Consider the following 22843-nt stretch of genomic DNA (forward strand, 5'->3'; position numbering starts at 1 on the left):
AGGTCCGCTGCTCCCCCGGTCAGGGACCGATGGATCGGCCACAGTGTGGCTCCTGCCCGTTTCCGCCCGGTTACGGGCCGGACGGGGCGGCGGGGCCCTCCGGCGCCCGCCGCGAGAGGCGGCGCGCGAGCAGCACGGCTCCCGCGGCGAGCAGCGAGCACACCGCCATGGACACGGCCATCGGGACGGCGGTGTGCTGACCGGCCAGGCCGGTCAGCGGGCTCACGAGCCCGCCCAGGAGGAACTGGACCAGTCCGAGCACCGCCGACCCGGCCCCGGCCCGGCCCGGGACCCGGCCCTGGGCGAGGGCCACGGCGTTGCCCATGACGAAGCCGATGCAGGTCTGGCTCACGAAGAGGTGCGCCAGGGTGGTCCACCCGGTGATCCCGGCCAGCACCAGGCCCAGGCCCACCACGTTGACGGCGGCCATGACCACGATCGCGGTGCGGAGGATCGTGCCGGGCTCGACCCGGTCGACGAGGCGGGTGTTGACGACCGCGCCCAGGATGGAGCCGCCCGCGTTGACGGCGAACACCACGGAGTAGCCGAGCGCCGAGTAGCCGAGCACGTTCTGCAGCACGAAGGAGGAGGCGGAGATGTAGGAGAACAGGGCGCCGAACGCGAGTCCGAAGGCGAGGGCGTAGGCCATGAAGGACGGGGTGCGCAGCACCCGCCAGGACCCGGTGACGACGGCGCCGACCCCGCCGCGGTGGCGCCGGTGCGGGGGCAGGGTCTCGGGGACCACGAGCACGGAGCACGCCAGCATCAGCAGCCCGAACGCCGCGAGCACCCAGAACACGGTCTGCCACGGGGCCACCGTGGCGATCACCCCGCCCAGGAGCGGGGCCACCACCGGGGCGAGGGAGGTGATGGTCGCGAGGACCGAGAACAGCTTCGCGGCCCCGCGGCCGGAGGCGATGTCCGAGACCACCGCGCGGGCGATCACGACGCCGGCCGCCCCGGCGAGTCCCTGCACCGCGCGCAGGATCAGCACCGTCCCGATGGTCGGGGCCAGGACCACGGCGACGGAGCTGAGCAGGAACAGCGCGTTGCCGGCCACCATGAGCCGGTGCCGGCCCAGCACGTCGGACACGGGCCCGAGCAGGAACTGCCCCACGGCCATGCCGACCATGTACGTGGTCAGCGTCAGCTGCACCGCGGAGGCCGACGCCCCGAAGTGCCCGGCCATGGCAGGCATCGAGGCCAGGTACATGTCCGTGGCCATCGGGCTCACCGCGCTGAGGATCCCCAGCGCCGCCACCAGCACCACCCGGTCCTTGCCGCCGGAGAGGCGCAGGCGGGAGCGCACGGGGTCGTCGGGCGGCGATGAGCTCACGGGAGGTCCTTCGGCACGGGTCGGCAGGGCGGGCGCGGGGCGCGCCTCATGCTATCGACGCCGCGACGTGGCGAAGGACGAGGGACAGACATGCGGGACGAGGACGAGGGGCGGGGACGAGGGACTGCGACTGCGACAGCGACAATGTCCTCATGAGACTCGCCGTGTACACCGGGGCATCCCTCGGCTCCGACCCCCTGTTCCCCGAGGCCGCCCGGGCCTTCGCCACCACCCTCGCCCACCGCGGCGTGGGCGTCGTCTACGGCGGCGGCCATGTGGGGCTGATGGGCGTCGTCGCCGACGCCGCCCTGGCCGCCGGGGGCGAGGTGGTCGGGGTCATGCCGCAGTCGCTCGTCGACGACGAGACGGCCCACACGGGGCTGACCGAGCTGCGCATCGTCCGGACGATGCACGAGCGCAAGGCGGAGATGGCCGCCCTCGCCGACGGGTTCGTGGCCCTGCCGGGCGGCCTGGGCACCCTCGAGGAGATCTTCGAGGCGTGGACCTGGCTGCAGGTGGGGGTGCACGCCAAGCCGGTCGGCTTCCTCGACGTGGCCGGCTACTGGAGGCCCCTGTTGGACGCAGTGGCCTCGATGTCCGCGGCCGGTCTCGTGCGCCCCGAGTACCGGGACGCCGCCGTGGTCGCCCAGGACGCCGACGAGCTGCTCGCCCGGTTCGCGGCGTGGGAGGCGCCCCGCCGGCGCTGGTCCGAGCCGCCCGTTCCCGGCGCCGACGCGCCCGCCGTCCGCCCAGCCCCTAGGATGTAGGGCGATGAGCGAGCACACCCCTTCCCCCGCCGAGGGCCCCGCACAGGGCCCCGTCCCCGAGGCGTACCACCGCCGGCCGTACTCCTTCGTGCGCCGCGGCGACCGCCTCACCGCCCGCCGCCAGAAGGCCTGGGACGACTGGGCGCCCACCCGGGTGCTCGACGTCCCGCGCGTGCGCACGGACACCTCCGTCCACCCCGACCACGAGTTCGACGCGGCCGCGGCCTTCGGGCGCGAGGCGCCGCTGGTCGTGGAGGTCGGCTCCGGGCTCGGCGAGGCGGTCGTGCACGCCGCCGCCCAGGACCCGGCGCGGAACTACCTCGCCGTCGAGGTGTACAAGCCCGGGATCGCGGATCTGCTGCTCAAGGCGGCCCAGGCCGGGGTGGACAACGTCCGCGTGGCGCAGGCCAACGCGCCCGAGGTCCTGGAGCACATGCTCGCCCCGGCCTCGGTCGACGAGCTGTGGGTGTTCTTCCCGGACCCCTGGCACAAGACCCGCCACCACAAGCGGCGCCTGGTCTCCCCCGCGTTCGCCGAGCTCGCCGCCCGGGTGCTCGTCCCGGGCGGGCTGTGGCGGCTCGCCACGGACTGGCAGGAGTACGCCCTGGTGATGCGCGAGGTCCTCGACGCGTCCCCGCAGTTCGAGAACGTCCACCCGGGCCCGCTCGCCGACGACGAGCACCCGGACACCGGATGGGCCCCGCGCTGGGAGGGACGGGTCCTCACGAGCTTCGAGCGCAAGGCGCAGGAGGCGGGCCGCGTCCCCCGCGACCTCGTCTACCGCCGGACGGCGTGAGCGCCGTCCCCGGCGCGGAGCGAAACGGCGTGCCCGCACTGCCCGGCCCGGAGCGGAACGGCTTCGTCGTCGTGCCCCCGGGCGATCCCCGCACGCAGCCGCTGCTCGAGGGCCTGCACCACGAGTACGTGGAGCGCTACGGTCCCGAGATCGGGGCGGAGGAGATGGCCGAGCACCCCGTCGACGACTTCACCGCCCCCGCCGGAGCGCTCCTGCTCCTCCTCGAGGGCGGCACGACGGTGGGCGGCGGCGCGTTCCGCCGGCACGACGACGCCACGGCGGAGCTCAAACGGGTGTGGACCGCCCCGGCGCACCGCCGGCGGGGGATCTCGCGGCGGGTCCTGGCCGAGCTCGAGCGGCTCGCCGCCGCGGCGGGCTACCGGCGCATCCACCTCACCACGGGCAGCCGCCAGCCGGAGGCGGCCGCCCTGTACCGCAGCAGCGGGTACGTCCTGCTGCCCGGGACCGCCCGGGTCTATCCGGGCGGCGTGTACGACGTGGGCTTCGAGAAGCACCTGCGCTGACCGCCCGGCCCGGGCGCCGGTGCGGCTCAGCGCTCCTGCTGGCGCGGGGGCCGGTACAGCACCACGGCCTGCGAGATCTTGCGGGCCCGGGGGCGGGCGCCGCGGGCCATGCGCACCACGTCCCCGCCGACGCCGGCGGCGAAGATCCGCGAGGACTCCTCGGCCCGGTCCCGGGCGTCCTCGAGCTCCCGGGACAGCTCCGCCACCCGCGACCGCAGGGCCGCGACCTGGTTCTCCAGCTGGAGGATGCGCCGGATGCCCTCGAGGGACACGCCCTGCTGGGACAGCACCTGGATCTGCTGCAGCTTCTCGATGTCGCGCTGCGAGTAGCGGCGGGCGCGGCCGGGGGCCCGGGACGGCCTGACGAGGCCGAGCCGGTCGTACTGGCGCAGCGTCTGCGGGTGCATCTCCGCGATCTCCGCGGCCACGGAGATCACGAACAGCGGCTGGTCGGCGTCCAGTGCCATCTCACACCCGTGCCTTCTCGGCCAGGCGGGCCCGGGGGTCCTCGTCCGCGGTCGCCTCGGCGAACGCCCGGGCGGCGGCCTGCGCCTGCTCGTCCAGCTCGGCCGGCACGTGCACCTCGACCGTCACGATCAGGTTGCCCGTGCCCTTGGCCGTGCCGAACCCGCGCCCCTTGACGCGGAAGCGCCGGCCCGAGGATGTGCCCGCCGGGACCTTCACGCGCACGGTGCCGCCGTCCAGCACGGGCACCTCGATGGTGGCGCCCAGGGCCGCCTCGGGGAACGTGATCGGCACGGTGACCTCGACGTCGTCCGTGCCCTCGACGCGCCGGAAGAAGGGGTGCGGGGTCACGTGGACGGTGACGTAGAGGTCGCCGGCGCCGCCTGCACCCGAGTGGCCCTTGCCGGCGAGCTTGAGCTTCTGCCCGTCGCGCACGCCGCGCGGGATCCGCACCGTGGTCTCCTGGCCATTGCCCCGGCGCAGCTTGACCGTGGTGCCGTGCACCGAGGAGCGGAACGGGATGGTCGTCTCCGTCCGGATGTCCTCCCCGCGCGTCGGCGGGGCCTGATATCCGCCGTAGCCGCCCGGCGCCCCGTACCCGGTCTGACCGCCGAACTGGGCGAACAGGTCCTCGAACCCGCCCGGGCCGCCGGGGCCGCCCGCGCCGCCGGTGGAGTAGGTCGTGCGGCGGCGGCGTCCTCCGCCGCCTCCGCCGAAGATGTCGCCGAAGAGGTCCTCGAAGTTGGCCGAGCCCCCGGCGCCGCCGGGGCCGCCGGCGGTGAAGCGCGCCCCGGAGCCCATCGCGCGGATCGCGTCGTACTGCTTGCGCTCCTCGGGGTCGGAGAGCACGGAGTTCGCCTCGGTGATGTCCTTGAACCGCTGCTCGGCCTCCGTGTCCCCCGGGTTCTGGTCCGGGTGGTACTGGCGGGCGAGCTTGCGGTAGGCCTTCTTGACGTCGGCGGCGGACGCGTCCTTGGAGACGCCGAGAATGCTGTAGAAGTCCTTGTCGATCCAGTCCTGGCTGGCCATGACGCCTCCTTTCTGTGGGGCCGGTCGGGGTCCTGCGGAGCAGGACCCGGTGGTGGTCCGGGGGTCGTCCCCGGCGCCGCGGCGCCGGGGACGGGTGGACGGGTCAGGGGAGGCCCGAGGGACGGGCCTCCCCTGACGTCGCCGGGATCAGGCCGGGTCCGGCCTCACTCGGCGACCGCGACGGCGACCTGGGCCGGCCGCACCACGCGCTCGCCGATCCGGAAGCCGGAGCGCAGCACCATCGAGACCTGGTCCGGCTCGACCTCGCTCGTGGGCTGCTGCAGCACCGCCTCGTGGACGTTGGGGTCGAACTTCTCCCCGACCTCCCCGAGGCGCACCAACCCGTGCCGCACGAGGGTCTCCTCGAGCTTGTTCGCGATCGCCGCGAACGGGCCGTCGGTGAGGTCGCCCGCCTGCCGGGCCGCGTCGATGTCGTCGAACACCGGCAGCAGCGTCTGCAGGAGGTCGCCCGTCACGAAGGTCCGCAGCTGCTCCTTCTCGCGCGCCGTGCGGTGCTTGAAGTTCACGAACTCGGCCTGCAGCCGGCGCAGCTCCTCGAGCCGCTCCTCGGCGAGGGCCGCCGCCGGGGAGTCCTCCGCGGCGGCCGGCGCCGGTGCGGCGTCCCCGGACTCCGCCTCCGTCGACTGTGGCGTCGAGAGGATGTCGTCCACCGTCAGGCCCTCCGGCCCGGCCTCCTCGCGGGCGCCGGCGCCGGAGTCCTGCGCGGACTGCTCGCCGGGGTGCGCGGCGTGGTCGCCGGGAACGCTCCCGGCGCCGTGGTCGTCCGCGTTCTCGTCGGGTCCTGGCGTGGGGTCGGGCATGCTCACTTCTTCTCGTCCTCGTCGTCGACGACCTCGGCGTCGACGATGTCCTCGTCACCGGTGGCACCGGTGGCGCCCGCACCCGGGGCGCCCTCGGCGCCCTCGGTCTGCGACTGCGCGTAGAGGGCCTCGCCGAGCTTGGTCTGGGACTGCTGCAGCTTGTCGTAGGCCGACTTCACGGCGTCCTCGTCCTCGCCCTCGAGCGCCTTCTTCAGGGCGTCGACGTCCGCCTGCACCTCGGACTTGACGTCCGCGGGCAGCTTCTCGTCGTTGTCCTTCAGGAGCTTGTCGACGGAGTACGCCTGCTGCTCCGCGTTGTTGCGCAGGTCGGCCGCCTCGCGGCGCACCCGGTCCGCCTCGGCGTTGGCCTCGGCGTCCTTGACCATCCGGTCGATGTCCTCCTTGGAGAGGGAGGACCCGCCCGTGATGGTCATCGACTGCTCGGTGCCGGTGCCCTTGTCCTTCGCGGAGACGTGCACGATGCCGTTGGCGTCGATGTCGAAGGTGACCTCGATCTGCGGCATCCCGCGCGGGGCGGGGGCGATGCCGGTCAGCTCGAAGGTGCCCAGGTTCTTGTTGTCCCGGGTGAACTGGCGCTCGCCCTGGAAGACCTGGATGGACACGGACGGCTGGTTGTCCTCGGCGGTGGTGAAGGTCTCGGACCGCTTGGTGGGGATCGCCGTGTTGCGCTCGATGAGCTTGGTCATCACGCCGCCCTTGGTCTCGATGCCCAGCGACAGCGGGGTCACGTCGATCAGCAGCACGTCCTTGCGGTCGCCCTTGAGCACGCCCGCCTGGATCGCGGCGCCGACGGCGACGACCTCGTCCGGGTTCACGCCCTTGTTGGGCTCCTTGCCGGCCAGGCGCTGGACGGTCTCCGCGACGGCGGGCATGCGGGTCGAGCCGCCCACCAGCACCACGTGGTCGATGTCGGACACGGAGATGCCGGCCTCGGCGATGACGTCCTTGAACGGCTTCTCGGTGCGCTCGAGCAGGTCCCGGGTGAGCTCCTCGAACTTGGCGCGGGTGAGGCGCTCGTCCAGGTGCACCGGGCCCTCGGGGGTCACGGACAGGTACTGCAGGGAGATGCTGGTGCTGGTCGCGGAGGACAGCTCCTTCTTGGCCTGCTCCGCGGTCTCCTTCAGGCGCTGCAGGGCGATCTTGTCCTTGGACAGGTCCGCGCCGGTCTTCGACTTCACCTGCGCCAGCAGCCAGTCGACCACGCGCTGGTCCCAGTCGTCGCCGCCGAGGCGGTTGTCGCCGGCGGTCGAGCGGACCTGGATGGTGGAGAAGTCGTCCTCGTCCTTGCCGACCTCCAGCAGGGAGACGTCGAAGGTGCCGCCGCCGAGGTCGAAGACCAGGATGAGCTCGTCCTCCTTGCCCTTCTCCAGGCCGTAGGCGAGCGCCGCGGCGGTGGGCTCGTTGACGATGCGCAGCACGTTCATGCCGGCGATCTCACCGGCCTCCTTGGTGGCCTGGCGCTCGGCGTCGTTGAAGTACGCCGGGACGGTGATCACGGCGTCGGTGACCTTGTCGCCGAGGTAGGACTCGGCGTCGGTCTTGAGCTTCATCAGGATGCGCGCCGAGATCTCCTGCGGCGTGTACTTCTTGCCGTCGATGTCGGTGGACCACCCGGTGCCCATGTGGCGCTTCACCGAGGCGATCGTGCGGTCCACGTTGGTGACGGCCTGGCGCTTGGCGATGTCGCCCACCAGGGTCTCGCCGTCCTTGGAGAAGGCGACGACGGACGGCGTGGTCCGGTTGCCCTCGGCGTTGGCGATGACGGTGGGCTCGCCGCCCTCCAGCACGGACACCACGGAGTTGGTGGTGCCGAGGTCGATTCCTACTGCACGAGACATGGACGTGTTCTCCTTCGGGTCGAGCTGAACCGGGCGGGCCGTACCGGCCCCGTTGGGGTCCCGGAGGTCTCAGTTCTTGAGTTTTCCTGGCTCAAGTCTGCCACGTGAGCCGCTGATGTCAACTTAAGTTGAGCCACATCGACTCAACCCGGGGTGCCGGGGATGTGAGACGCCGCGCACTCCCTCCCGCTGGGTCGGGACGTCGGATACCGTGGAGTGTTTGTGCCCGTTCCCGCGGGCCACCGCCACACCCCCGGGTCCGCCCCGCACGTCACCGCACGCACCGACACGACACCGCACGCACCCCGACACCTCAGGAGCCACCGTGAGCACTACGCCACCCCATTCGCCGCATCCGTCCAGTGAGGCCGACGGCTCCCGCCGGCCGAAGCCGCGGGAGGTGCTGCGCGAGATCAACTACCCGCACGGCATCCACCCCGCCCTCGTCCCCGGCATCGCCGTCGAGGACCAGAAGCTGAACTACGGCACGGACAAGGTGGTCTTCACCGTCACCGCCGCGCTGATCGTGGGGTTCATCGCCTGGGGCGTGCTCTCCACCGAGTCCCTGACGGCCGCCTCCACCGCGGCCCTGGGCTGGGTGACCGGCAACACCGGGTGGTTCTTCACCGCCCTGTCCACGGCCGCCGTGCTGTTCATGCTCGTGGTCGGCTTCACCCGGACCGGGCGGATCCCCCTGGGCATGGACGACGAGAAGCCCGAGTACTCCTTCTTCTCGTGGCTCGCCATGCTCTTCGCCGCCGGCATGGGCATCGGCCTGATGTTCTACGGCGCCTCCGAGCCGCTGAGCCACTTCGGCGCGGGCGTCCCCGGCTTCGGGGCGGAACCCGGCTCCGAGGAGATGACCGTCTACGCCCTCGTCCAGACCGCCTTCCACTGGGGTCTCAACCCCTGGGCCATGTACGCCGTGGTCGGCGCGGCCGTCGCGTACGGCGCCTACCGGCGCGGACGCTCCCCGCTCATCAGCCGGATCTTCGTGCCGCTGATCGGCCAGCGGCGCGCCGAGGGCGGCCTGGGCCGGCTCATCGACGTGTTCGCCATCTTCGCGACCCTCTTCGGCACCGCCGCCTCGCTCGGGATCGGCGCGCTGCAGATCTCCCGGGGCCTCGAGATCGTCGCCGGCTGGGGACCGCTCGGCAACGGCGGGCTCATCGCGATCATCGCCGTCCTCACCGCCGCCTTCGTGGTCTCCGCGGTCTCCGGCGTGGCCCGCGGCATCCGCTACCTCTCCAACACGAACCTGCTGCTGGCGTTCCTGCTCGCCCTGTTCGTGTTCGTGGCCGGGCCCACTGTCCTGATCCTGGACCTGGTCCCCGCCGTGTTCAGCACCTACCTGCAGGAGTACCTCTGGATGACCGGGCAGACCGGCGGCTGGGGCGAGGACGCCACCACCTTCGCCGGCGGCTGGACCGTCTTCTACTGGGCCTGGTGGCTGTCCTGGTCCCCGTTCGTCGGGATGTTCATCGCCAAGATCTCCCGCGGCCGCACGCTGCGCCAGTTCGTGACCGTGGTGCTCGTGGTCCCCTCCTCCATGTGCGTGCTCTGGTTCGTGGTCATCGGCGGCACGTCCATGTACCTGCAGCGCACCGGGACCGACCTGGCCGCCGCGGGCGGCCAGGAGGCCGCGCTGTTCGGCATGCTCGACGCCCTACCCTTCGGCGCGATCACGTCGGTGCTCGCCATGGTCGTCATCGGCATCTTCTTCGTGACCAGCGCGGACTCCGCGTCCATCGTCATGGGCACGCTGTCCCAGCGGGGCCAGCCGGAGCCGAACCGGCCGATCGTCGTGTTCTGGGGCTTGTGCCTCGGCGGCATCGCAACGGTCATGATGCTCGTGGGCGGCGACGACGCCCTGACCGGGATGCAGAACCTCGTGACCGTCTCGGCCCTGCCGTTCGCGGTGATCGTCGCCTTCCTCATGGTCGCCTTCTACAAGGACCTGCGCAGCGACCCCGCCACGATCCGCCACGCGTTCGCCCTCACGGCGGTGCGCAAGGCCGTGATCCACGGCATCGAGGAGCACGGCGACGACTTCGCCCTGCAGGTGGAGCACGCCCCCGGGGCCCGTGCCGCCGGCGAGACGTTCGACTCGCACGACCCGGCCGTCACGGACTGGTACCGACGGGTCGACGAGAACGGCGAGGAGATCGACCTCGCCGCGGAGACCGGTTCGAGCTCCGGCCAGCAGGCCGACCAGGAGCCGGAGCGCCCGGACGCCGGTCAGGAACGACTGGACCCGGACGAGCAGCGACCGCTCGACCCGACCGTCCGCCGGCCCTGACCGGACCCGCGCCGTGCGGCCGTCGCCCCTCGGGGCGGCGGCCGCACTTCTCGTGCCGGGACCGGACGGCTTAGACTGCGCGCTATGTATTCGATCGTGGCCGTGTGCACCGGCAACATCTGCCGCTCGCCCATGGCGGAGTTCGCCCTGCGCCGCGCCTTCGAGGCCGCAGGACTGGCCGGGCGCGTGCGGATCGACTCGGCCGGCGTCAGCGACGAGGAGCTCGGCAACCCCGTGGACCCCCGCGCCGGCGACCTCCTGCGCCGCGAGGGGCTCGACGCCTCCGCGCACGCGGCGCAGGTCTTCGACCCCGTCCGCTTCGGCGACCGGGACCTCGTACTCGCGCTGGACGTGGTGCACTGGCAGCGCCTGCGGGCGCTCGCACCGGACCGCTCCGCCGCCGCCAAGGTGCGGCTGCTGCGGGAGTTCGACCCCGCCGTCGAAGATCTCGAGCACGGCGACCTGGGGATCTACGACCCCTGGTACGGGGGGCCCGAGGACTTCGAGTCCACCTGGGGCATGATCGACGCCGCCGTGCCGGGCGTGGTCCGCGCCGTCGCCCGGGAGCTCGGCGCCGACCGGGGATCCGCTCAGGACGCTGGGCGCGCGTGATCGACATCGAGCTCGAGCTGGATCCGGCGCTCGCGGCGGCCCACCCCGCCGGCACCAACCTGGCGCGGCTGCTCCCCTCCCCCACCCGCCGCCCCTACCTCATCGGCATCGACGGGCGTTCGGGGGCCGGCAAGACCAGCCTCGCCGAGCAGCTCGCCGCGGTGCTGCGCCCGGTGCGGGACGTGACGCTCTTCCACCTCGAGGACCTCTACCCGGGCTGGGACGGGCTCGGCCCCGGCCGCCGCACCTACGTGGACGAGGTCCTCACGCCCCTCGACCAGGGCCGGGACGCCGAGTGGAGCGCCTGGGACTGGGTCACCGGCTCCCCGGGGACCCCGCGGCTGACCCGTGTGGCGGAGGTCGTGATCCTGGAGGGCGTCGGCGCGTGCAGCGCCGAGGCCCGGGAGCTGCTGGACGTCTCCGTGTGGGTCGAGCTGCCCACCGCCCTGCGCTACGACCGCGCGCTGAGCCGTGACGGCTCCTACTACGCCGAGCACTGGGACCGCTGGGCCGCCCAGGAGGACGCCTACCTGGCGGAGGACCACGTCTGGGAACAGGTGGACATCCTGCACCCCGGCCCGGTCTGCTGAGCCCCGCGGCCGCACCGACAGGAGGATCCGTGACCAGCACCGTCGTCGTCCTCGACGCCGCCCACCCGGAGGGCGTCCTCGCCGATCCGTCCGTTCCGCTCGTGCGGATCGACGACCAGGGGCTCACCCGGGGGGACGGCGTCTTCGAGACCATGCGCGCCGTCGACGGGCTCGTGCAGAAGTTCGAGGCCCACCACCAGCGGCTGTCGGCCTCCGCGCGGCTGGCGCAGCTGCCCGTGCCGTCGGCGCGGGACGTGCGCGGGGCGGTGGAGCTGGCGCTCGCTCACGCCGCCCCCGGCGGGGACGGCGGTCTGGGGGCCGAGCACGCCGTCAAGGTGGTGATCAGCCGCGGCACCCCGGCGGACGGCCCGTGGTCCTGGATCGTGGTGAGCCCCGTGCCGGAGACGACGTTCCGGCAGCGCCGGGACGGCGTGACCGCGGTGCTGCTGCCGCGCGGCCACGACCCCGCCCAGGACGCCGGGTACCCGTGGCTGCTCCCGGGGGCCAAGACGCTCTCCTACGCGATCAACATGGCCGCCCTGCGCCACGCCCGCTCCCTCGGCGCGGACGAGGCGGTCTTCACCACGGAGGGGCGCAGGGTCCTGGAGGGCGCGACGTCCTCCGTGGTCTGCGCCCGGGTGCGCGTCGGCCGCCGCACCCTGCTGACGCCGGAGCCCTCGCACGGGATCCTGCCGGGCACCACGCAGGCCAAGATCTTCGCCGCCGCCCGCCGGGACGGCTGGGAGCTCGGCTACGGGCCCCTGTACCCGGCGGACCTCATGGAGGCCGACGCCGTGTGGCTGGTCTCCAGCGTCCGGCTCGCGGTGCCGGTGCGCCGGCTCGACCACCAGCCGCTGCCGGTGGACCCGGACCTGACGAAGCTCGTCACGAGCTGGGTCCAGCAGGCCTGATCCTTCGCTCAGGCCCAGATGAACCGGTGCGTCCCGAGCAGGACGGACACCGCCGGGCCCGCCGCGGCGGCCGCAGCGCAGCCCGTGAGGACCGCCGCGTCCCGCCAGGAGTACCCCGGGACGCGGGCCCACGTGCGCGGACCCGCACCGAAGCCGCGGGCCTCCATGGTGACCGACAGCCGGGTGGCCCGTCGCAGGGACTGCACCAGCAGCGTGAAGGCCTGGCCGCCGAACTCCCGCAGCGCGCCCACCGGACCGTGCCCGGACCCCGCCCCGCGCGCCCGCCGCGCCATCGCCAGGGTGGCCCACTCGGAGACCATCACCCCCACCAGCCGCAGCGCGGCCAGGGACGCGAGCACGAAGCGGGCCGGCAGGCGCAGCGTCTGGGCGAGGCCGTCGGCGAGGTCCGTGGGATCCGTGGTGAGTACCAGCATCAGCCCGGGCAGCGCCAGCGCCAGCCCGCGCAGGGCGATCGCCGCCCCTGCGGCCACCGAGCCGGACGAGATCCCGGTGACCCCCAGGTCGAGCAGCACCGGCCCGGAGTCCTCGGCGAGCAGGGCCGTGCCCCACCCGCTCACGAGTGCCGCCACGACCACCGGCCACGCCCGGCGCAGCAGCGCGAGCGGGCGCTGACCGGCCAGCGCCAGCAGCAGCACCTCGCCCAGCAGCACGGTCCCCGACGTCACGGGGTCCGCGCTGAGCAGCAGCACCACGGTCAGCAGCAGCGCCCCGGCCAGCTTGACCACCGCGTTCGTGCGCCCCAGCAGCGAGGTCCGGGCCGACGGCGCGATCGCGGCGGCGCTCACCGGACGGGCTCCCGCCGGACGGGGACGACCCGCACCGCGCCGGCCCCCGGCGCCGCCGGAGCGGCCGGGGCACTCCCTGCCGCGGCCCCGGACCGCACGGCAGGAGCAGCCGCGGTCTTCCCCGCCGCGGACGCGGACCGCACGACAGGAACGGCCGGCGCCCCTCCCGCCGCCGGTGCCGTGCGAGCGGCGCGGCCCCGCTCGCTCGGGGTGCCCAGCGCCAGCACCTCGGCGCCGAGCGCCCGCACGAAGTCCTCGTCGTGGGTCACGGCGAGGACCGACGTGCCGGCGTCGACGAGCTCCACGAGCAGGTCCACGAGCTCCGCCCACGTCAGGGCGTCCTGACCGAACGTCGGCTCGTCGAGCACCAGCACGTCCGGGTCCGTGGCGAGCACCGTGGCCACGGACAGCCGCCGCTTCTCGCCCCCGGAGAGGGTGAACGGGTTGGCGTCGGCCAGGTGCGAGAGCCGCAGCCGGCGGAGCAGTTCGTCCGTGCGGCGCTCCCGCTCGGCCACCGGCGTGCCGGCCAGCCGGGGGCCGAGCTCGAGCTCGGCCCGCACGGTGGCCCGCAGGAACTGGTGCTCGGGCTCCTGGAAGACCGTCCCCACGCGGGCCACGAGCTCCCGGCCGCTCCACTCGAGCGGGTCGGGGCCCGCGCCGCGGTCGAGGACCGGGTGGGCCCGCACGGTGCCGCGCACGGGGGCGAGCAGACCCGCCAGCGTCAGCGCGAGCGTGGACTTGCCGGCGCCGTTGGGCCCGGTCAGCGCGAGCGCGCGGCCGCGGCGCAGGGTCAGCTCCACGCCGGCCACCGCCGTGGGGAGGTCCCGGCCCGCGGCGGCGTCGTCCACCGGGCGGCCGCGACGCCGCGCCCGCCGCCGGGCGCGCAGCTGCCGCGCCGACGGCTGGCTGCGCGAGACGCCCAGACCGGTGGCGCTCAGCAGCGGTGCGCCGTCCGCCCCGGAGCCGGCGGCCCGGGTTCCGGCGGGACCCCCGGCGGGATGTGCACCGGAGGAGCCTGCACGGGGATCCGCGGCGGGGCGAGCGGGCGCACGCGTGGCCGGCACCCGGCCGGGCACCCACACCCCCGCGCCGCTGAGCTCGTCGGCCGCGGCGCCGAGCACCCGGCCCGGCGCGCCGTCGTGGGTGATGCTCCCGTCCCGGCCGAGCACGACGACGCGGTCCACGACCTCGGCCCACACGGCGACACGGTGCTCCACGACCACGAGCGTGGCGCCGCTGCGGTCGAGGCAGGACACCACGGCGTCGCGGACCTGCCGCACGCCGGCGGGGTCCAGGTTGGCGGTCGGCTCGTCGAGCAGCAGCACCCCCGGGCTCATGGCCACGGCGCCCGCGAGCGCCAGGCGCTGCTTCTGCCCGCCGGACAGGGCCGCGGTGGAGTGGTCGAGGGGGAGGTCCAGCCCCACGTCGTCGAGCCCCGCGCGCACCCGCGGCCAGATCTGCTCCCGGGGCACCGCGAGGTTCTCGAGGCCGAAGGCGGTGTCGTCCCCGATCCGGGACAGCACCACCTGGGACTCGGGGTCCTGCTGCACGAGCCCGGCCCGGCCGCGCGCCTGCTCCGGCGGCATGCCGTCGAGCAGCAGCTCGCCGGAGGCGGACTGCCCGTCGTCGTCGTGGAGGACTCCCGCCAGGGCGTGCAGGAGGGTGGACTTGCCCGCCCCGCTGGGTCCCAGCAGGAGCACGCGCTCCCCCGGCTCGACCACGAGGTCCAGGCCGCGCAGCGCCGCCGCGTCCCGCCCGGGGTGGTGCCAGCCGAAGCCGCGGGCCTCGACCCGGGCCCCGCGGCCGGCGGGCACCACGGGGTCCGGGGTCGTGGGAGCCGTCATCGCCGCACGGCCCGCCCCGACGCGAGGCCCTGCAGCACGCCGGTGGCCGCGAGGGCCCGCACCACGGCCTGCATCAGCAGGCCCGCGAGCACCGCCCCGGAGACGGCCGTCAGGACCACGTAGACCACCTGGTGGCTCAGCGCCCACTCGTAGTTGTAGACGATGTTCTCGTGGACGCCGAGGAAGATCCCGCTCACGGCGCCCGCCACGGCCGCCACGAGGGCGTCGAACCGGCGGTACCGGAAGGCGGCGAAGGCCAGTTCCGCACCGATGCCCTGGACGAGACCGGAGAGCACGACCAGCAGACCGAAGTGGGTGCCCAGGAAGCTCTCGATCACGGCGGCGAGCAGCTCGCAGAACAGCGCGGCGCCGGGCTTGCGGATGATCAGCCCGCCGAGCACGCCGGCCACGAGCCAGCCGCCGGCGATCAGCCCTACGGCGGGCGGGTAGGCGACCGCGGCCGTGCCGACCACGGGGTAGAGCAGGTTCGACCACGCCCAGAAGACGACCGCGCACACGGCGGCGAGGACGGCGGCCACGACGATGTCGACGACGCGCCAGGACGACGCGCGGGACGTGCCGGGGCGGCGGGCGGGGCGGTGGGTGGTGGTGTTCACGGTGGATTCCTCCTGGGCTCAGCGAGCCGTCGGTGCCAGGAGGGGACGGGGTTCCGCGGGCCGCGCCGGTGGCGCGTTCCCGGGGAAGCACCCCTGAGATGCTCGACTCCCTTCGCCGGTGCTAACCGGAGCAGGTTCGAGGGTCTGCGGCGATCCGCACTCTCAGCGCCGCGCCGGTCTCACCGGCGGGGCGCTCCCCTGTCGTTCAGTGGCACCGAGTCTACCTCTCCCCCGCCCGCCCCGTGCACTGCCGGCGCACGGCCGGTGAACGACGCAGGGGCCCGTCCGGCCGGACACCGGTGCGGTGTCCGGCCGGACGGGCCCCTGAGCGAGGTGCTCGCCGGGCCTCAGACCTCGGCCTGGCTCGAGGCCTTGGGGTTCGTCCGCGGCCTGTTCTCCATCTTCGCGATCTGGCGGGAGATGCCGACCTTGATGACGGTGCCCACGAGACCGGTGACGAGCGACCAGATGATGATGCCCGTCCAGGCCTCGTCCGGGTCCGGGTTCTTGGCGGGGGGCGGGTCGCCGGTGATGCGCGTCCACGCCGCGCCGAGCACCTTGTGCGAGAGCGCCACGCCGCCGAGCGAGAGGCCGGTGCCCACGAGTTCGAGGACCTTGGTGTTCATGGAGTGCTGCTCCTTGTCGTCCGAGGGGGACGCGGGTGCGCCCTGTCGATCCTGCCCAGCCTAACGCGTCCCCGGCGATCCGTCAGTCTGCTGTCCGTCCGCCCGCCGGCCGTCCGGGCTCGGCACCGGCGGTCCCGCGGCGACGCCCTCCGCGGAGCCCTCCGCCCCGCCCTCCGCGGCGCGGTTGAGGACCTTCTGCAGGTCGTCCTGGGTCAGCGTGGTCCGGTTCAGGTGCTTGGTGCGGTACGTCGAGCGTCCCACCATGTGCGCCGAGACGGGCACGGTGAGCAGCTGGAAGATCCAGCCGAGGGCGATGAGCGGGATCATGACGGGTTCGCGGTTCTCGAGGGCGACTGCCGTGAGCATGAGGAGCAGCCCGAAGACCTGGGGCTTGGTGCCGGCGTGCATGCGCGTCAGGAGGTCCGGGAAGCGGACCAGGCCGATCCCTGCGGCGAGGGACATGAGCGCGCCGACCACGAGGCACACGGCCGCGGCGGCGTCCAGGACAGTGTCCAGCACGGCGCTCACCGCCCGTGCTCGGCGGTCTGGGTGGCGAAGCGCGCCACCGTCACGGAGCCGATGAACCCGACCAGCGAGACGATCACCATGAGGATCAGGTTGTTGAGGTGGCCGTGGTAGGCCATGTCCACGGCGAGGGCGGCCGCGACGATGGCCAGCAGCACGTCCGTGGCCACCACGCGGTCCAGCAGGGAGGGGCCCTTGGCGAGGCGGTAGAGGGTGCCCGCGGCGGCCGCGCTGAGCAGCACGGCCGCGACGGCCACGGCGATCTGCATCACGGGTGGTCCTCCTCGTGGGTGTCGGTGGGGGTGGATCCCGGGGCGTCCGCCGGGGACCCGGTGGGCACCTCGTCCCGGCGGCGGCCCACGATCTGCAGGCTCGCGGTGATCGGCGAGCTGAGCGCGGCGCTGTCCGGCCGGTCCGTGCCGGAGGCCCGTCCGCCGCCCCGCTCGGCCCGCAGGGCGGCGAGCTCCTCCGGGGTGCCCATGATCCGGATCCAGGCCGCCTCCACCCGGAGGGCGGACCGGCGGAAGTCCTCGGCCTCCTGAGCGCTGCGGACGTTGAGCGCGTGGAAGTACAGCGTGCCGGAGGCCCGGTCCACCTCCACCACGAGCGAGCCCGGGATCAGGGTCATGGTGTGGCCGGTGGCCGTCAGGAGCAGGTCGGAGCGCGTGCGCAGCTGGACGCCGACCACGGCGTTGCGCGCGCGCGGGCCCACGAGGATCGCAATGAGCATCACCTCGAAGCTCGCCTTGGCGACCTGCCACACGAACGTCACGGCGAAGAGGGCGAACTGGAACGGGTTGAACCGGCCGGACAGATGGACGGGCGGCAGGTAGAGCACCCAGGTGACGAGCAGGGCCAGGACCAGTCCGACCAGCAGGTTGCCGGGGCCGAAGTCGCCCCAGAGGGCGCCCCACACCACCACGAGCCACACCAGCAGCGGCAGCTCGACGAGCAGGGAATTCTTGGGGCGGGTCACGGGGCCTCCTCCACGACGGGCCGCGGCGCGGACGCGGGGTCCAGCACGGCCTCGACGTAGCGCTCGGGGCGGACGAGGTTCTCCGCGGCGTTGTCCGCGAGCTGGAACAGCGGCCCGGCGAACACGGTCAGGGCCACCCCCGCGGCGACGAGGGCCGAGGCCCCGCCCAGCATCGAGGGGGACATCAGGCGCACGTCGCCCTTGCCCGCGAAGCGGCCCGCCTGGTCGTCGACGGCACCCGAGGTCAGCAGGAACCGGGAGCCGGCGGGCACCGGGGCCAGCAGGATGGGGTCCGGGTACTCCGCGTCCTCCGGGGCGCGCAGGAACACGCGGTTCCACACCCGGATCAGGGCGAGCAGGGTCAGGAGGGACACCGCCACGGAGCCGGCGACGAGGGCGTAGGCCAGCCCGTCGCCCTGGTCCACGCCGGCCTGCAGCAGACCGGTCTTGCCCATTTTCGAACTTGTTTTGCCGCCAGGGCCCAAGCGAGGTCAGACCTACTGCCGGTGACTCCACCGAAGGGCAATTGAGCTGCCCATGCCTTTTGCTCCCCATGCAGNTTCGAAAAATCCCGCCGAGATTGAGCGCGGGCACGAGGTAGAGCAGCGCGAGCAGCGGCGAGATCTTGGCCATCCCGGCCAGCCGGTCCACGTTGGTGGACCCCCCGCGGCGCTCGATCAGCCCGGCCACGAGGAACAGGCTCGTCTGGATCACGATGTGGTGGGCCACGTAGTAGACCGTGGCGGAGAGCGCCTCCTGGGTGCCCACGGCCACCCCGAAGATCATGTACCCGATGTGGCTGATCAGGGTGAAGGACAGCATGCGCTTGATGTCGATCTGCGCGAGCGCGCCCAGGATGCCGACCACCATGGTGAGCAGCGCGACCCACATCAGGAGGTCGTCGAGCCGCTCCCCGGGGAAGAGCACGGTCTCGGTGCGGATGATTGAGTACACGCCCACCTTGGTCAGCAGGCCGGCGAACACGGCGGTCACGGGCGCGGAGGCGGTCGGGTAGGAGTCCGGGAGCCAGAAGGACAGCGGGAAGACCGCGGCCTTGATGCCGAACGCGATGAGCAGCATCAGGTGCAGCTGCATCTGCGTCCCCACCGGCAGGCCCTCGAGCTTGACCGAGAGATCGGCCATGTTGATGGTGCCCGTGGCCGCGTAGATCATCGCGATGGTGATCAGGAACAGCACGGAGGAGATCACCGAGACCACCACGTAGGTCACGCCGGTGCGGATCCGCTGCACGGTCCCGCCCATCGTCATGAGCACGTAGGACGCGGTCAGCAGGATCTCGAACCCCACGTAGAGGTTGAACAGGTCCCCGGCGAGGAAGGCGTTGGAGACCCCCGCCACGAGGATCAGGAAGGAGGGGTGGAAGATCGAGATCGGCCCCTCCTCGTCGCCGTCGGCCACGCCCTGCCCGCTCGCGTAGACGAGCACGGCGAGGGAGACGACCGTGGAGACCACGAGCATCAGGGACGAGAGCTGGTCCACGACCATGACGATGCCCCAGGGCGCCTCCCAGCCGCCGAGGTGGACGGCCTGCGGGCCGAGGTTCCACGTGGTCCCGAGGATGAGCGCCTCGACCGCGAGGGTGAGCACGAGCGAGCCGATGGCCACGGTCCGCTGGAGGGCGTTGCGCCGCAGGAGCAGGAGGCTCAGGGCCGCCCCGAGGAACGGGATGATGACGGCCAGGGGGGCCAGCTGGGCGAAGTCGACGGTCACCGCCTCCCTCCCCACTCGTCGACGCCGCGCACACCCGGGGTCTCCAGGGACTCACCGGGGTCCTGGGGCCGCGGGGCGTCGTCGAACTCCGTGGTGTCGGCGGGGACGTCGGCGTCGTCCTCCATGTCGTAGGAGGACTGCCGCGCCACGCGCCGGTCCTCGACGTCGTCCTGGATCTCGTCCCGGCGCCCGAGGACCCAGGACCGGTAGATCATGCCCAGCAGGAACGCGGTGACGGCGAGGGAGATCACGATGGCGGTGAGGATGAGGGCCTGGGGCAGCGGGTCGCTGTAGTCCTCCGCGGCGATCGACCCCTCGTACAGGGGCGCGGACCCGGCGGCCCCGCCGGCGTGCAGGATCAGCAGGTTCGTGCCGTTGGTCAGCAGCATCAGCCCGAGCAGCACGCGGGTGAGCGAGCGCTCGAGCAGCAGGTACACGCCCACGGCGTAGAGCACGCCCATCACGACCAGCAGGGTCAGGTTCACGGTCATCGGTGCTCGTTCCCTCCGTCGGTGCGGATCCGGGCGATCGCGGTCGGCGATGTCGCGGAGGCCGCCGCGGTCGCTCCCGCGGGGGCGCCGGCGGACACCTTCCGCTGCCGCGTGACGCGGATGCGCGTGCCGCGTCCAGGGGTGCGCCGCCGCCGGCGGACCGCGTCCTCCTCGATCCGCTGGTCGATCCGGCCGCCGAGCGAGCGCAGGATGTCCAGGATGAGCCCCACCACGATGAGATAGACCGCGATGTCGAAGATCAGGGCGGTCACGAACTTCTCCGCCCCGAAGAGTGGCAGCTCGGCCTCGAAGGTGTAGCTCTGCATCACCGACCCGCCGAAGAACACCGGGGTGACGGCGTAGAGCGCGGCGAGCGCCAGGCCCGTCCCGAGCATCGTGCCCGCGTTGATCGGCGTGGCCAGCTCCAGCTCGTAGCGCCCGCCCGCGAGGTAGCGCACGGTCAGGGCGAGGCCGGCCATGAGACCGCCCGCGAACCCTCCGCCGGGGTCGTTGTGCCCGGCGATCAGCAGGTAGAGGGAGACCATCATGAACGTGTGGAACAGCAGCCGGGTGACGACCTCGAAGACGATCGAGCGCCGCTCGGGGGCCATCGTCCGCCCGGCGAGCAGGTAGGGGTCCTCGAGGTCGTCGTCGCGGCGAGCCAGCCCCACCTCCAGGGGCTCGCCGCCGGGCGAGACGGCCGCGGCGTTGCGCCGCCGGATCACCCGCAGCTGGTCGGTGGTGGGATCGTCCCCGGAGCGGACGATGCGGTCCCCGCGACCCGTGACGAAGATCAGGGAGGCCACCCCGGTGGCGGCGAGCACGAGCACGGAGATCTCCCCGAACGTGTCCCACGCGCGGATGTCCACGAGGATCACGTTGACGACGTTCTGGCCGTCGCCGAGCTCGTAGGCCATGCGGGGCAGCTCCAGGGAGATCGGGTCGGCCGTGCGGGAGGAGATGCTGAAGGCCGCGAGCGCCATCATGAACAGCCCGAAGGTGACCGCGATGGTGCCGCGCAGCAGCCGGCGCCCGGCCGGGTTGCGGTGCCACAGGGGGGCGGGCAGCGAGCGCAGGGCGAGCACGAACGCCACGAGCAGGACGGTCTCGACGAGCGTCTGCGTCAGGGCGAGGTCCGGTGCGCCCTGCAGGGCGAAGATGAGGGCCAGCCCGTAGCCCGTGACCGACACGAGCAGCACCGCGAGGAAGCGCTTGCGGGCCAGGGGCACCAGCAGGGCCGCGACGACCATGGCCACGCCGGCGATCAGCTGCCCGGGGCCGTCGGAGACCCGCAGCGCCCCCAGGGGCGGGGTCTCCTCCGCGATCAGCGCCACCAGCGGCACGACGATCGCCGTGATCAGGATGACCGAGAGGTAGAACATGAGCGAACCGCGCTGGGTGCGGCCGGTGATCCACACGGCGGCCAAGTCCAGCACGTTGACGACCCGCCGGTAGAGGAGCTCCCCCGGGGGCAGGGACGGCAGGGCCCGCTGGAGGTCCGCGACCTGGCTCCGGAAGCGGTGGAGCAGGATCCCGCCCGCGACGATGAGGGCGGAGAGCCCGAGGGCCGGGGTGAACCCGTGCCACAGGGCCAGGTAGAAGTCGTGCTCCACGGCCGGGAACTGGTCGACGTAGGGCTGCAGCATCGCGTCGACCGGCTGGGGCCAGAGGCCGAGGACCACCGTGAGGACGGAGAGCACGAGCGGCGCGGCGAGGAACGCGGGCTCGACCCGATGCATGTCGCTGACCACGGCCCTGCCGCCGACCCCGGCGTCGAGCTCGGAGAACTCGGCGGACTTGTGGGCGAACCCGCCCCACACGAACCGGGCGCTGTAGGCGAAGGTCAGCACGGAGCCGACCACGAGCCCGGCGAGCACCACGGTCCCCGCCGTGCCCTCGACGTCGTGGGCGAAGGCGGTCAGCACGGCCTCCTTGGCCACGAAGCCGGCCAGCGGGGGCAGCCCGGCCATGGACGCCGCGGCCACGAGCGAGACGGCGAACAGGACGGGCACGCGGCCGGCGAGCCCCGATAGGCGGCGGATGTCCCGGGTGCCCGCCCGGTGGTCGATGATCCCGACCACGAGGAACAGCGTGGCCTTGAACAGCCCGTGCGCGAGGAGCATGGCCATGCCCGCCTGCGCCGTGTCCGCGGAGCCGCGGCCCACGATGACCATGAGGAAGCCGAGCTGGCTGACGGTGCCGTAGGCGAGGATCAGCTTCAGGTCGTACTGCTTCAGGGCCGCCCAGCCGCCGAAGAGCATGGTGCCCAGCCCCAGCACCGCGATGGTCGGCTGCCACAGAGCCGTCTCGGCGAAGCCCGGGGCGAAGCGGGCCACCAGGTAGATGCCGGCCTTGACCATCGCGGCGGCGTGCAGGTACGCGGACACCGGGGTGGGCGCGGCCATCGCGGCCGGCAGCCAGAAGTGCAGCGGGATCAGCGCGGACTTCGTCACGGCGCCGACGAGGAGCAGGAGGATCGCCACGTCCACCACGGTCCCGCGCTGCGCCAGCTCGGGGGCCGCCGCGAGCACCTCGGAGATCCGGTAGGTGCCCGCGGCCTGGCCCAGCATCACGATGCCGACCAGCATGGCCAGGCCGCCGGCGGTGGTGAGCACGAGGGCCTGCAGCGCCGCGCGCCGGGCGGACAGGCGGGTCCGGCTGTAGCTGATGAGCAGGAACGACAGGACGGTGGTGATCTCCCAGAAGACGAACAGCACCAGCATGTCGTCGGCGGTCACCAGGCCGAACATGGCGCCCGCGAAGGCGAGCAGCTGCGCGCCGAAGCCGCCGATGCCGCTCGCGCCGGACTTGAAGTAGCGGGCGCAGTAGAACAGCACCAGGGAGCCCACGCCGAGCACGAGCAGGGACATCGTCCACGAGAGGGCGTCCATGCGCAGCACCAGGTCCAGGCGCAGGGACGGGATCCACTCGCCGCCCTCGGTCCAGCCGCCCTCCGGGCCGTAGACCCGCGGGCCGGAGCCCAGCAGCCACAGGAAGCCGGCGAACGGGACCGCCGCCAGGAGGTAGAAGGCGCTGCGTCCCATCCGTGCGAACAGCAGGGGCGCGACCGCGGCCACCACTGCGTGGAGCAGGAGCACAGCGGTCATCAGGCGCCTCCGGGGGTCGGGGAAGAGATCGGCGGGCGGGCGTCGAGGGGCCCGGACGCGGGCACGGACGACCTGTGCGAGCACGGGGTGGCCGGGGCGCACCCGGGTGTT

General features: G+C 73.3%; 21 protein-coding genes, 1 pseudogene and 1 riboswitch. Of the genes and pseudogenes, 7 read left to right on the plus strand and 15 right to left on the minus strand.

The features are described 5' to 3' along the window. Positions 1–70: 70 nt before the first annotated feature. Positions 71–1336, minus strand: a complete 1266-nt coding sequence (locus H488_RS23655) for a multidrug effflux MFS transporter (protein ID WP_109244089.1) — start codon at positions 1334–1336, stop codon at positions 71–73. A 152-nt stretch (positions 1337–1488) separates the two neighbouring features. Between H488_RS23655 and H488_RS23660 the strand changes: the two genes are divergently transcribed. Genes H488_RS23660 through H488_RS23670 form a run of 3 tightly spaced genes read left to right on the plus strand, consistent with a single transcriptional unit; the run spans position 1489 to position 3423 of the window. Continuing rightward, positions 1489–2103 carry a TIGR00730 family Rossman fold protein gene (locus H488_RS23660; RefSeq protein ID WP_051063730.1) on the plus strand — a complete coding sequence of 205 codons (615 nt, stop codon included), beginning with the start codon at positions 1489–1491 and terminating at the stop codon, positions 2101–2103. Positions 2104–2107: 4 nt separating this feature from the next. Further along, positions 2108–2899: a tRNA (guanosine(46)-N7)-methyltransferase TrmB gene (gene trmB, locus H488_RS23665; protein ID WP_017832601.1), complete on the plus strand. Its 792-nt coding sequence runs from the start codon at positions 2108–2110 to the stop codon at positions 2897–2899. Between the two features lie 29 nt (positions 2900–2928). Continuing rightward, positions 2929–3423 carry a GNAT family N-acetyltransferase gene (locus H488_RS23670; RefSeq protein ID WP_237740419.1) on the plus strand — a complete coding sequence of 165 codons (495 nt, stop codon included), beginning with the start codon at positions 2929–2931 and terminating at the stop codon, positions 3421–3423. A gap of 26 nt (positions 3424–3449) precedes the next feature. On the opposite strand, the gene H488_RS23675 is transcribed toward H488_RS23670, so the two are convergent. The 4 genes from H488_RS23675 to dnaK form a co-directional block, all read right to left on the minus strand. After that, complete coding sequence (locus H488_RS23675; RefSeq protein WP_017832603.1) at positions 3450–3890, minus strand: heat shock protein transcriptional repressor HspR; 441 nt, start codon at positions 3888–3890, stop codon at positions 3450–3452. 1 nt (position 3891) lies between these two features. Then, positions 3892–4917, minus strand: a complete 1026-nt coding sequence (locus H488_RS23680; protein WP_017832604.1) for a DnaJ C-terminal domain-containing protein — start codon at positions 4915–4917, stop codon at positions 3892–3894. A gap of 164 nt (positions 4918–5081) precedes the next feature. Then, the gene (locus tag H488_RS23685) at positions 5082–5744 is read right to left on the minus strand and encodes a nucleotide exchange factor GrpE (RefSeq protein ID WP_017832605.1); all 663 of its coding nucleotides are present in this window, start codon (positions 5742–5744) and stop codon (positions 5082–5084) included. Next, a complete protein-coding gene (dnaK, locus tag H488_RS23690; RefSeq protein ID WP_031282565.1) occupies positions 5741–7597 on the minus strand; it encodes a molecular chaperone DnaK in 1857 nt (618 codons plus the stop codon). The genes H488_RS23685 and dnaK overlap by 4 nt, the downstream gene beginning before the upstream one ends. A 325-nt stretch (positions 7598–7922) precedes the next feature. Here dnaK and H488_RS23695 point away from each other — a divergent pair, with 325 nt between their 5' ends. From H488_RS23695 to H488_RS23710, 4 genes are all read left to right on the plus strand, one after another. Further along, complete coding sequence (locus H488_RS23695) at positions 7923–9896, plus strand: BCCT family transporter (RefSeq protein WP_150110302.1); 1974 nt, start codon at positions 7923–7925, stop codon at positions 9894–9896. A gap of 84 nt (positions 9897–9980) precedes the next feature. Beyond that, positions 9981–10508 carry a low molecular weight protein-tyrosine-phosphatase gene (locus H488_RS23700; RefSeq protein WP_017832608.1) on the plus strand — a complete coding sequence of 176 codons (528 nt, stop codon included), beginning with the start codon at positions 9981–9983 and terminating at the stop codon, positions 10506–10508. After that, complete coding sequence (locus H488_RS23705) at positions 10505–11098, plus strand: uridine kinase family protein (RefSeq protein WP_017832609.1); 594 nt, start codon at positions 10505–10507, stop codon at positions 11096–11098. The genes H488_RS23700 and H488_RS23705 overlap by 4 nt, the downstream gene beginning before the upstream one ends. A gap of 29 nt (positions 11099–11127) precedes the next feature. Next, positions 11128–12009: an aminotransferase class IV gene (locus tag H488_RS23710; protein ID WP_017832610.1), complete on the plus strand. Its 882-nt coding sequence runs from the start codon at positions 11128–11130 to the stop codon at positions 12007–12009. An 8-nt stretch (positions 12010–12017) separates the two neighbouring features. Here the strand turns inward: H488_RS23710 and H488_RS23715 are convergent, their stop codons facing one another. The 10 genes and pseudogenes from H488_RS23715 to H488_RS23755 all read right to left on the minus strand — a co-directional run bounded on the left by H488_RS23715 (position 12018) and on the right by H488_RS23755 (position 22732). Next, on the minus strand, positions 12018–12815 hold the full coding sequence (locus H488_RS23715) for an energy-coupling factor transporter transmembrane component T family protein (RefSeq protein WP_017832611.1): 798 nt from the start codon (positions 12813–12815) through the stop codon (positions 12018–12020). Beyond that, positions 12812–14659 (minus strand): ABC transporter ATP-binding protein, encoded by a 1848-nt coding sequence (locus H488_RS23720; protein WP_081615718.1) that lies wholly within the window; start codon positions 14657–14659, stop codon positions 12812–12814. The genes H488_RS23715 and H488_RS23720 overlap by 4 nt, the downstream gene beginning before the upstream one ends. After that, entirely contained in the window at positions 14656–15276 is a 621-nt protein-coding gene (locus H488_RS23725; protein ID WP_017832613.1) for an ECF transporter S component, read from the minus strand. The genes H488_RS23720 and H488_RS23725 overlap by 4 nt, the downstream gene beginning before the upstream one ends. 90 nt (positions 15277–15366) lie before the next feature. After that, positions 15367–15486, minus strand: a riboswitch (TPP riboswitch). Positions 15487–15623: 137 nt separating this feature from the next. After that, a complete protein-coding gene (locus H488_RS23730; RefSeq protein ID WP_017832614.1) occupies positions 15624–15902 on the minus strand; it encodes a DUF4235 domain-containing protein in 279 nt (92 codons plus the stop codon). A gap of 60 nt (positions 15903–15962) precedes the next feature. Continuing rightward, complete coding sequence (mnhG, locus tag H488_RS37840; RefSeq protein ID WP_109221894.1) at positions 15963–16421, minus strand: monovalent cation/H(+) antiporter subunit G; 459 nt, start codon at positions 16419–16421, stop codon at positions 15963–15965. A gap of 5 nt (positions 16422–16426) precedes the next feature. Next, positions 16427–16696, minus strand: a complete 270-nt coding sequence (locus H488_RS23740; protein ID WP_172604427.1) for a monovalent cation/H+ antiporter complex subunit F — start codon at positions 16694–16696, stop codon at positions 16427–16429. Continuing rightward, on the minus strand, positions 16696–17403 hold the full coding sequence (locus tag H488_RS38500) for a Na+/H+ antiporter subunit E (RefSeq protein ID WP_017832617.1): 708 nt from the start codon (positions 17401–17403) through the stop codon (positions 16696–16698). The genes H488_RS23740 and H488_RS38500 overlap by 1 nt, the downstream gene beginning before the upstream one ends. After that, positions 17400–19134, minus strand: a pseudogene (locus H488_RS0118085) (Na+/H+ antiporter subunit D). Before H488_RS0118085 ends, H488_RS38500 begins: the two are co-directional and overlap by 4 nt. Next, a complete protein-coding gene (locus H488_RS23750) occupies positions 19131–19625 on the minus strand; it encodes a Na(+)/H(+) antiporter subunit C (protein ID WP_017832622.1) in 495 nt (164 codons plus the stop codon). The pseudogene H488_RS0118085 and the gene H488_RS23750 overlap by 4 nt, the downstream one beginning before the upstream one ends. Next, positions 19622–22732: a Na+/H+ antiporter subunit A gene (locus H488_RS23755; RefSeq protein ID WP_017832623.1), complete on the minus strand. Its 3111-nt coding sequence runs from the start codon at positions 22730–22732 to the stop codon at positions 19622–19624. Before H488_RS23755 ends, H488_RS23750 begins: the two co-directional genes overlap by 4 nt. Positions 22733–22843 lie beyond the last annotated feature (111 nt).

The sequence above is a fragment of the Kocuria sp. UCD-OTCP genome, from assembly GCF_000349605.1.
GTDB lineage: Bacteria > Actinomycetota > Actinomycetes > Actinomycetales > Micrococcaceae > Kocuria > Kocuria rosea.

Coding starts and splice junctions, on each gene's coding strand:
- H488_RS23680 (WP_017832604.1), bottom strand. CDS start 4,917: ATGGCCAGCCAGGACTGGATCGACAAGGACTTCTACAGCATTCTCGGC.
- H488_RS23660 (WP_051063730.1), top strand. CDS start 1,489: ATGAGACTCGCCGTGTACACCGGGGCATCCCTCGGCTCCGACCCCCTG.
- H488_RS23730 (WP_017832614.1), bottom strand. CDS start 15,902: ATGAACACCAAGGTCCTCGAACTCGTGGGCACCGGCCTCTCGCTCGGC.
- H488_RS23740 (WP_172604427.1), bottom strand. CDS start 16,696: ATGCAGATCGCCGTGGCCGTCGCGGCCGTGCTGCTCAGCGCGGCCGCC.
- H488_RS23755 (WP_017832623.1), bottom strand. CDS start 22,732: ATGACCGCTGTGCTCCTGCTCCACGCAGTGGTGGCCGCGGTCGCGCCC.
- H488_RS23700 (WP_017832608.1), top strand. CDS start 9,981: ATGTATTCGATCGTGGCCGTGTGCACCGGCAACATCTGCCGCTCGCCC.
- H488_RS23750 (WP_017832622.1), bottom strand. CDS start 19,625: ATGACCGTGAACCTGACCCTGCTGGTCGTGATGGGCGTGCTCTACGCC.
- trmB (WP_017832601.1), top strand. CDS start 2,108: ATGAGCGAGCACACCCCTTCCCCCGCCGAGGGCCCCGCACAGGGCCCC.
- dnaK (WP_031282565.1), bottom strand. CDS start 7,597: ATGTCTCGTGCAGTAGGAATCGACCTCGGCACCACCAACTCCGTGGTG.
- H488_RS23675 (WP_017832603.1), bottom strand. CDS start 3,890: ATGGCACTGGACGCCGACCAGCCGCTGTTCGTGATCTCCGTGGCCGCG.
- H488_RS23720 (WP_081615718.1), bottom strand. CDS start 14,659: ATGACGGCTCCCACGACCCCGGACCCCGTGGTGCCCGCCGGCCGCGGG.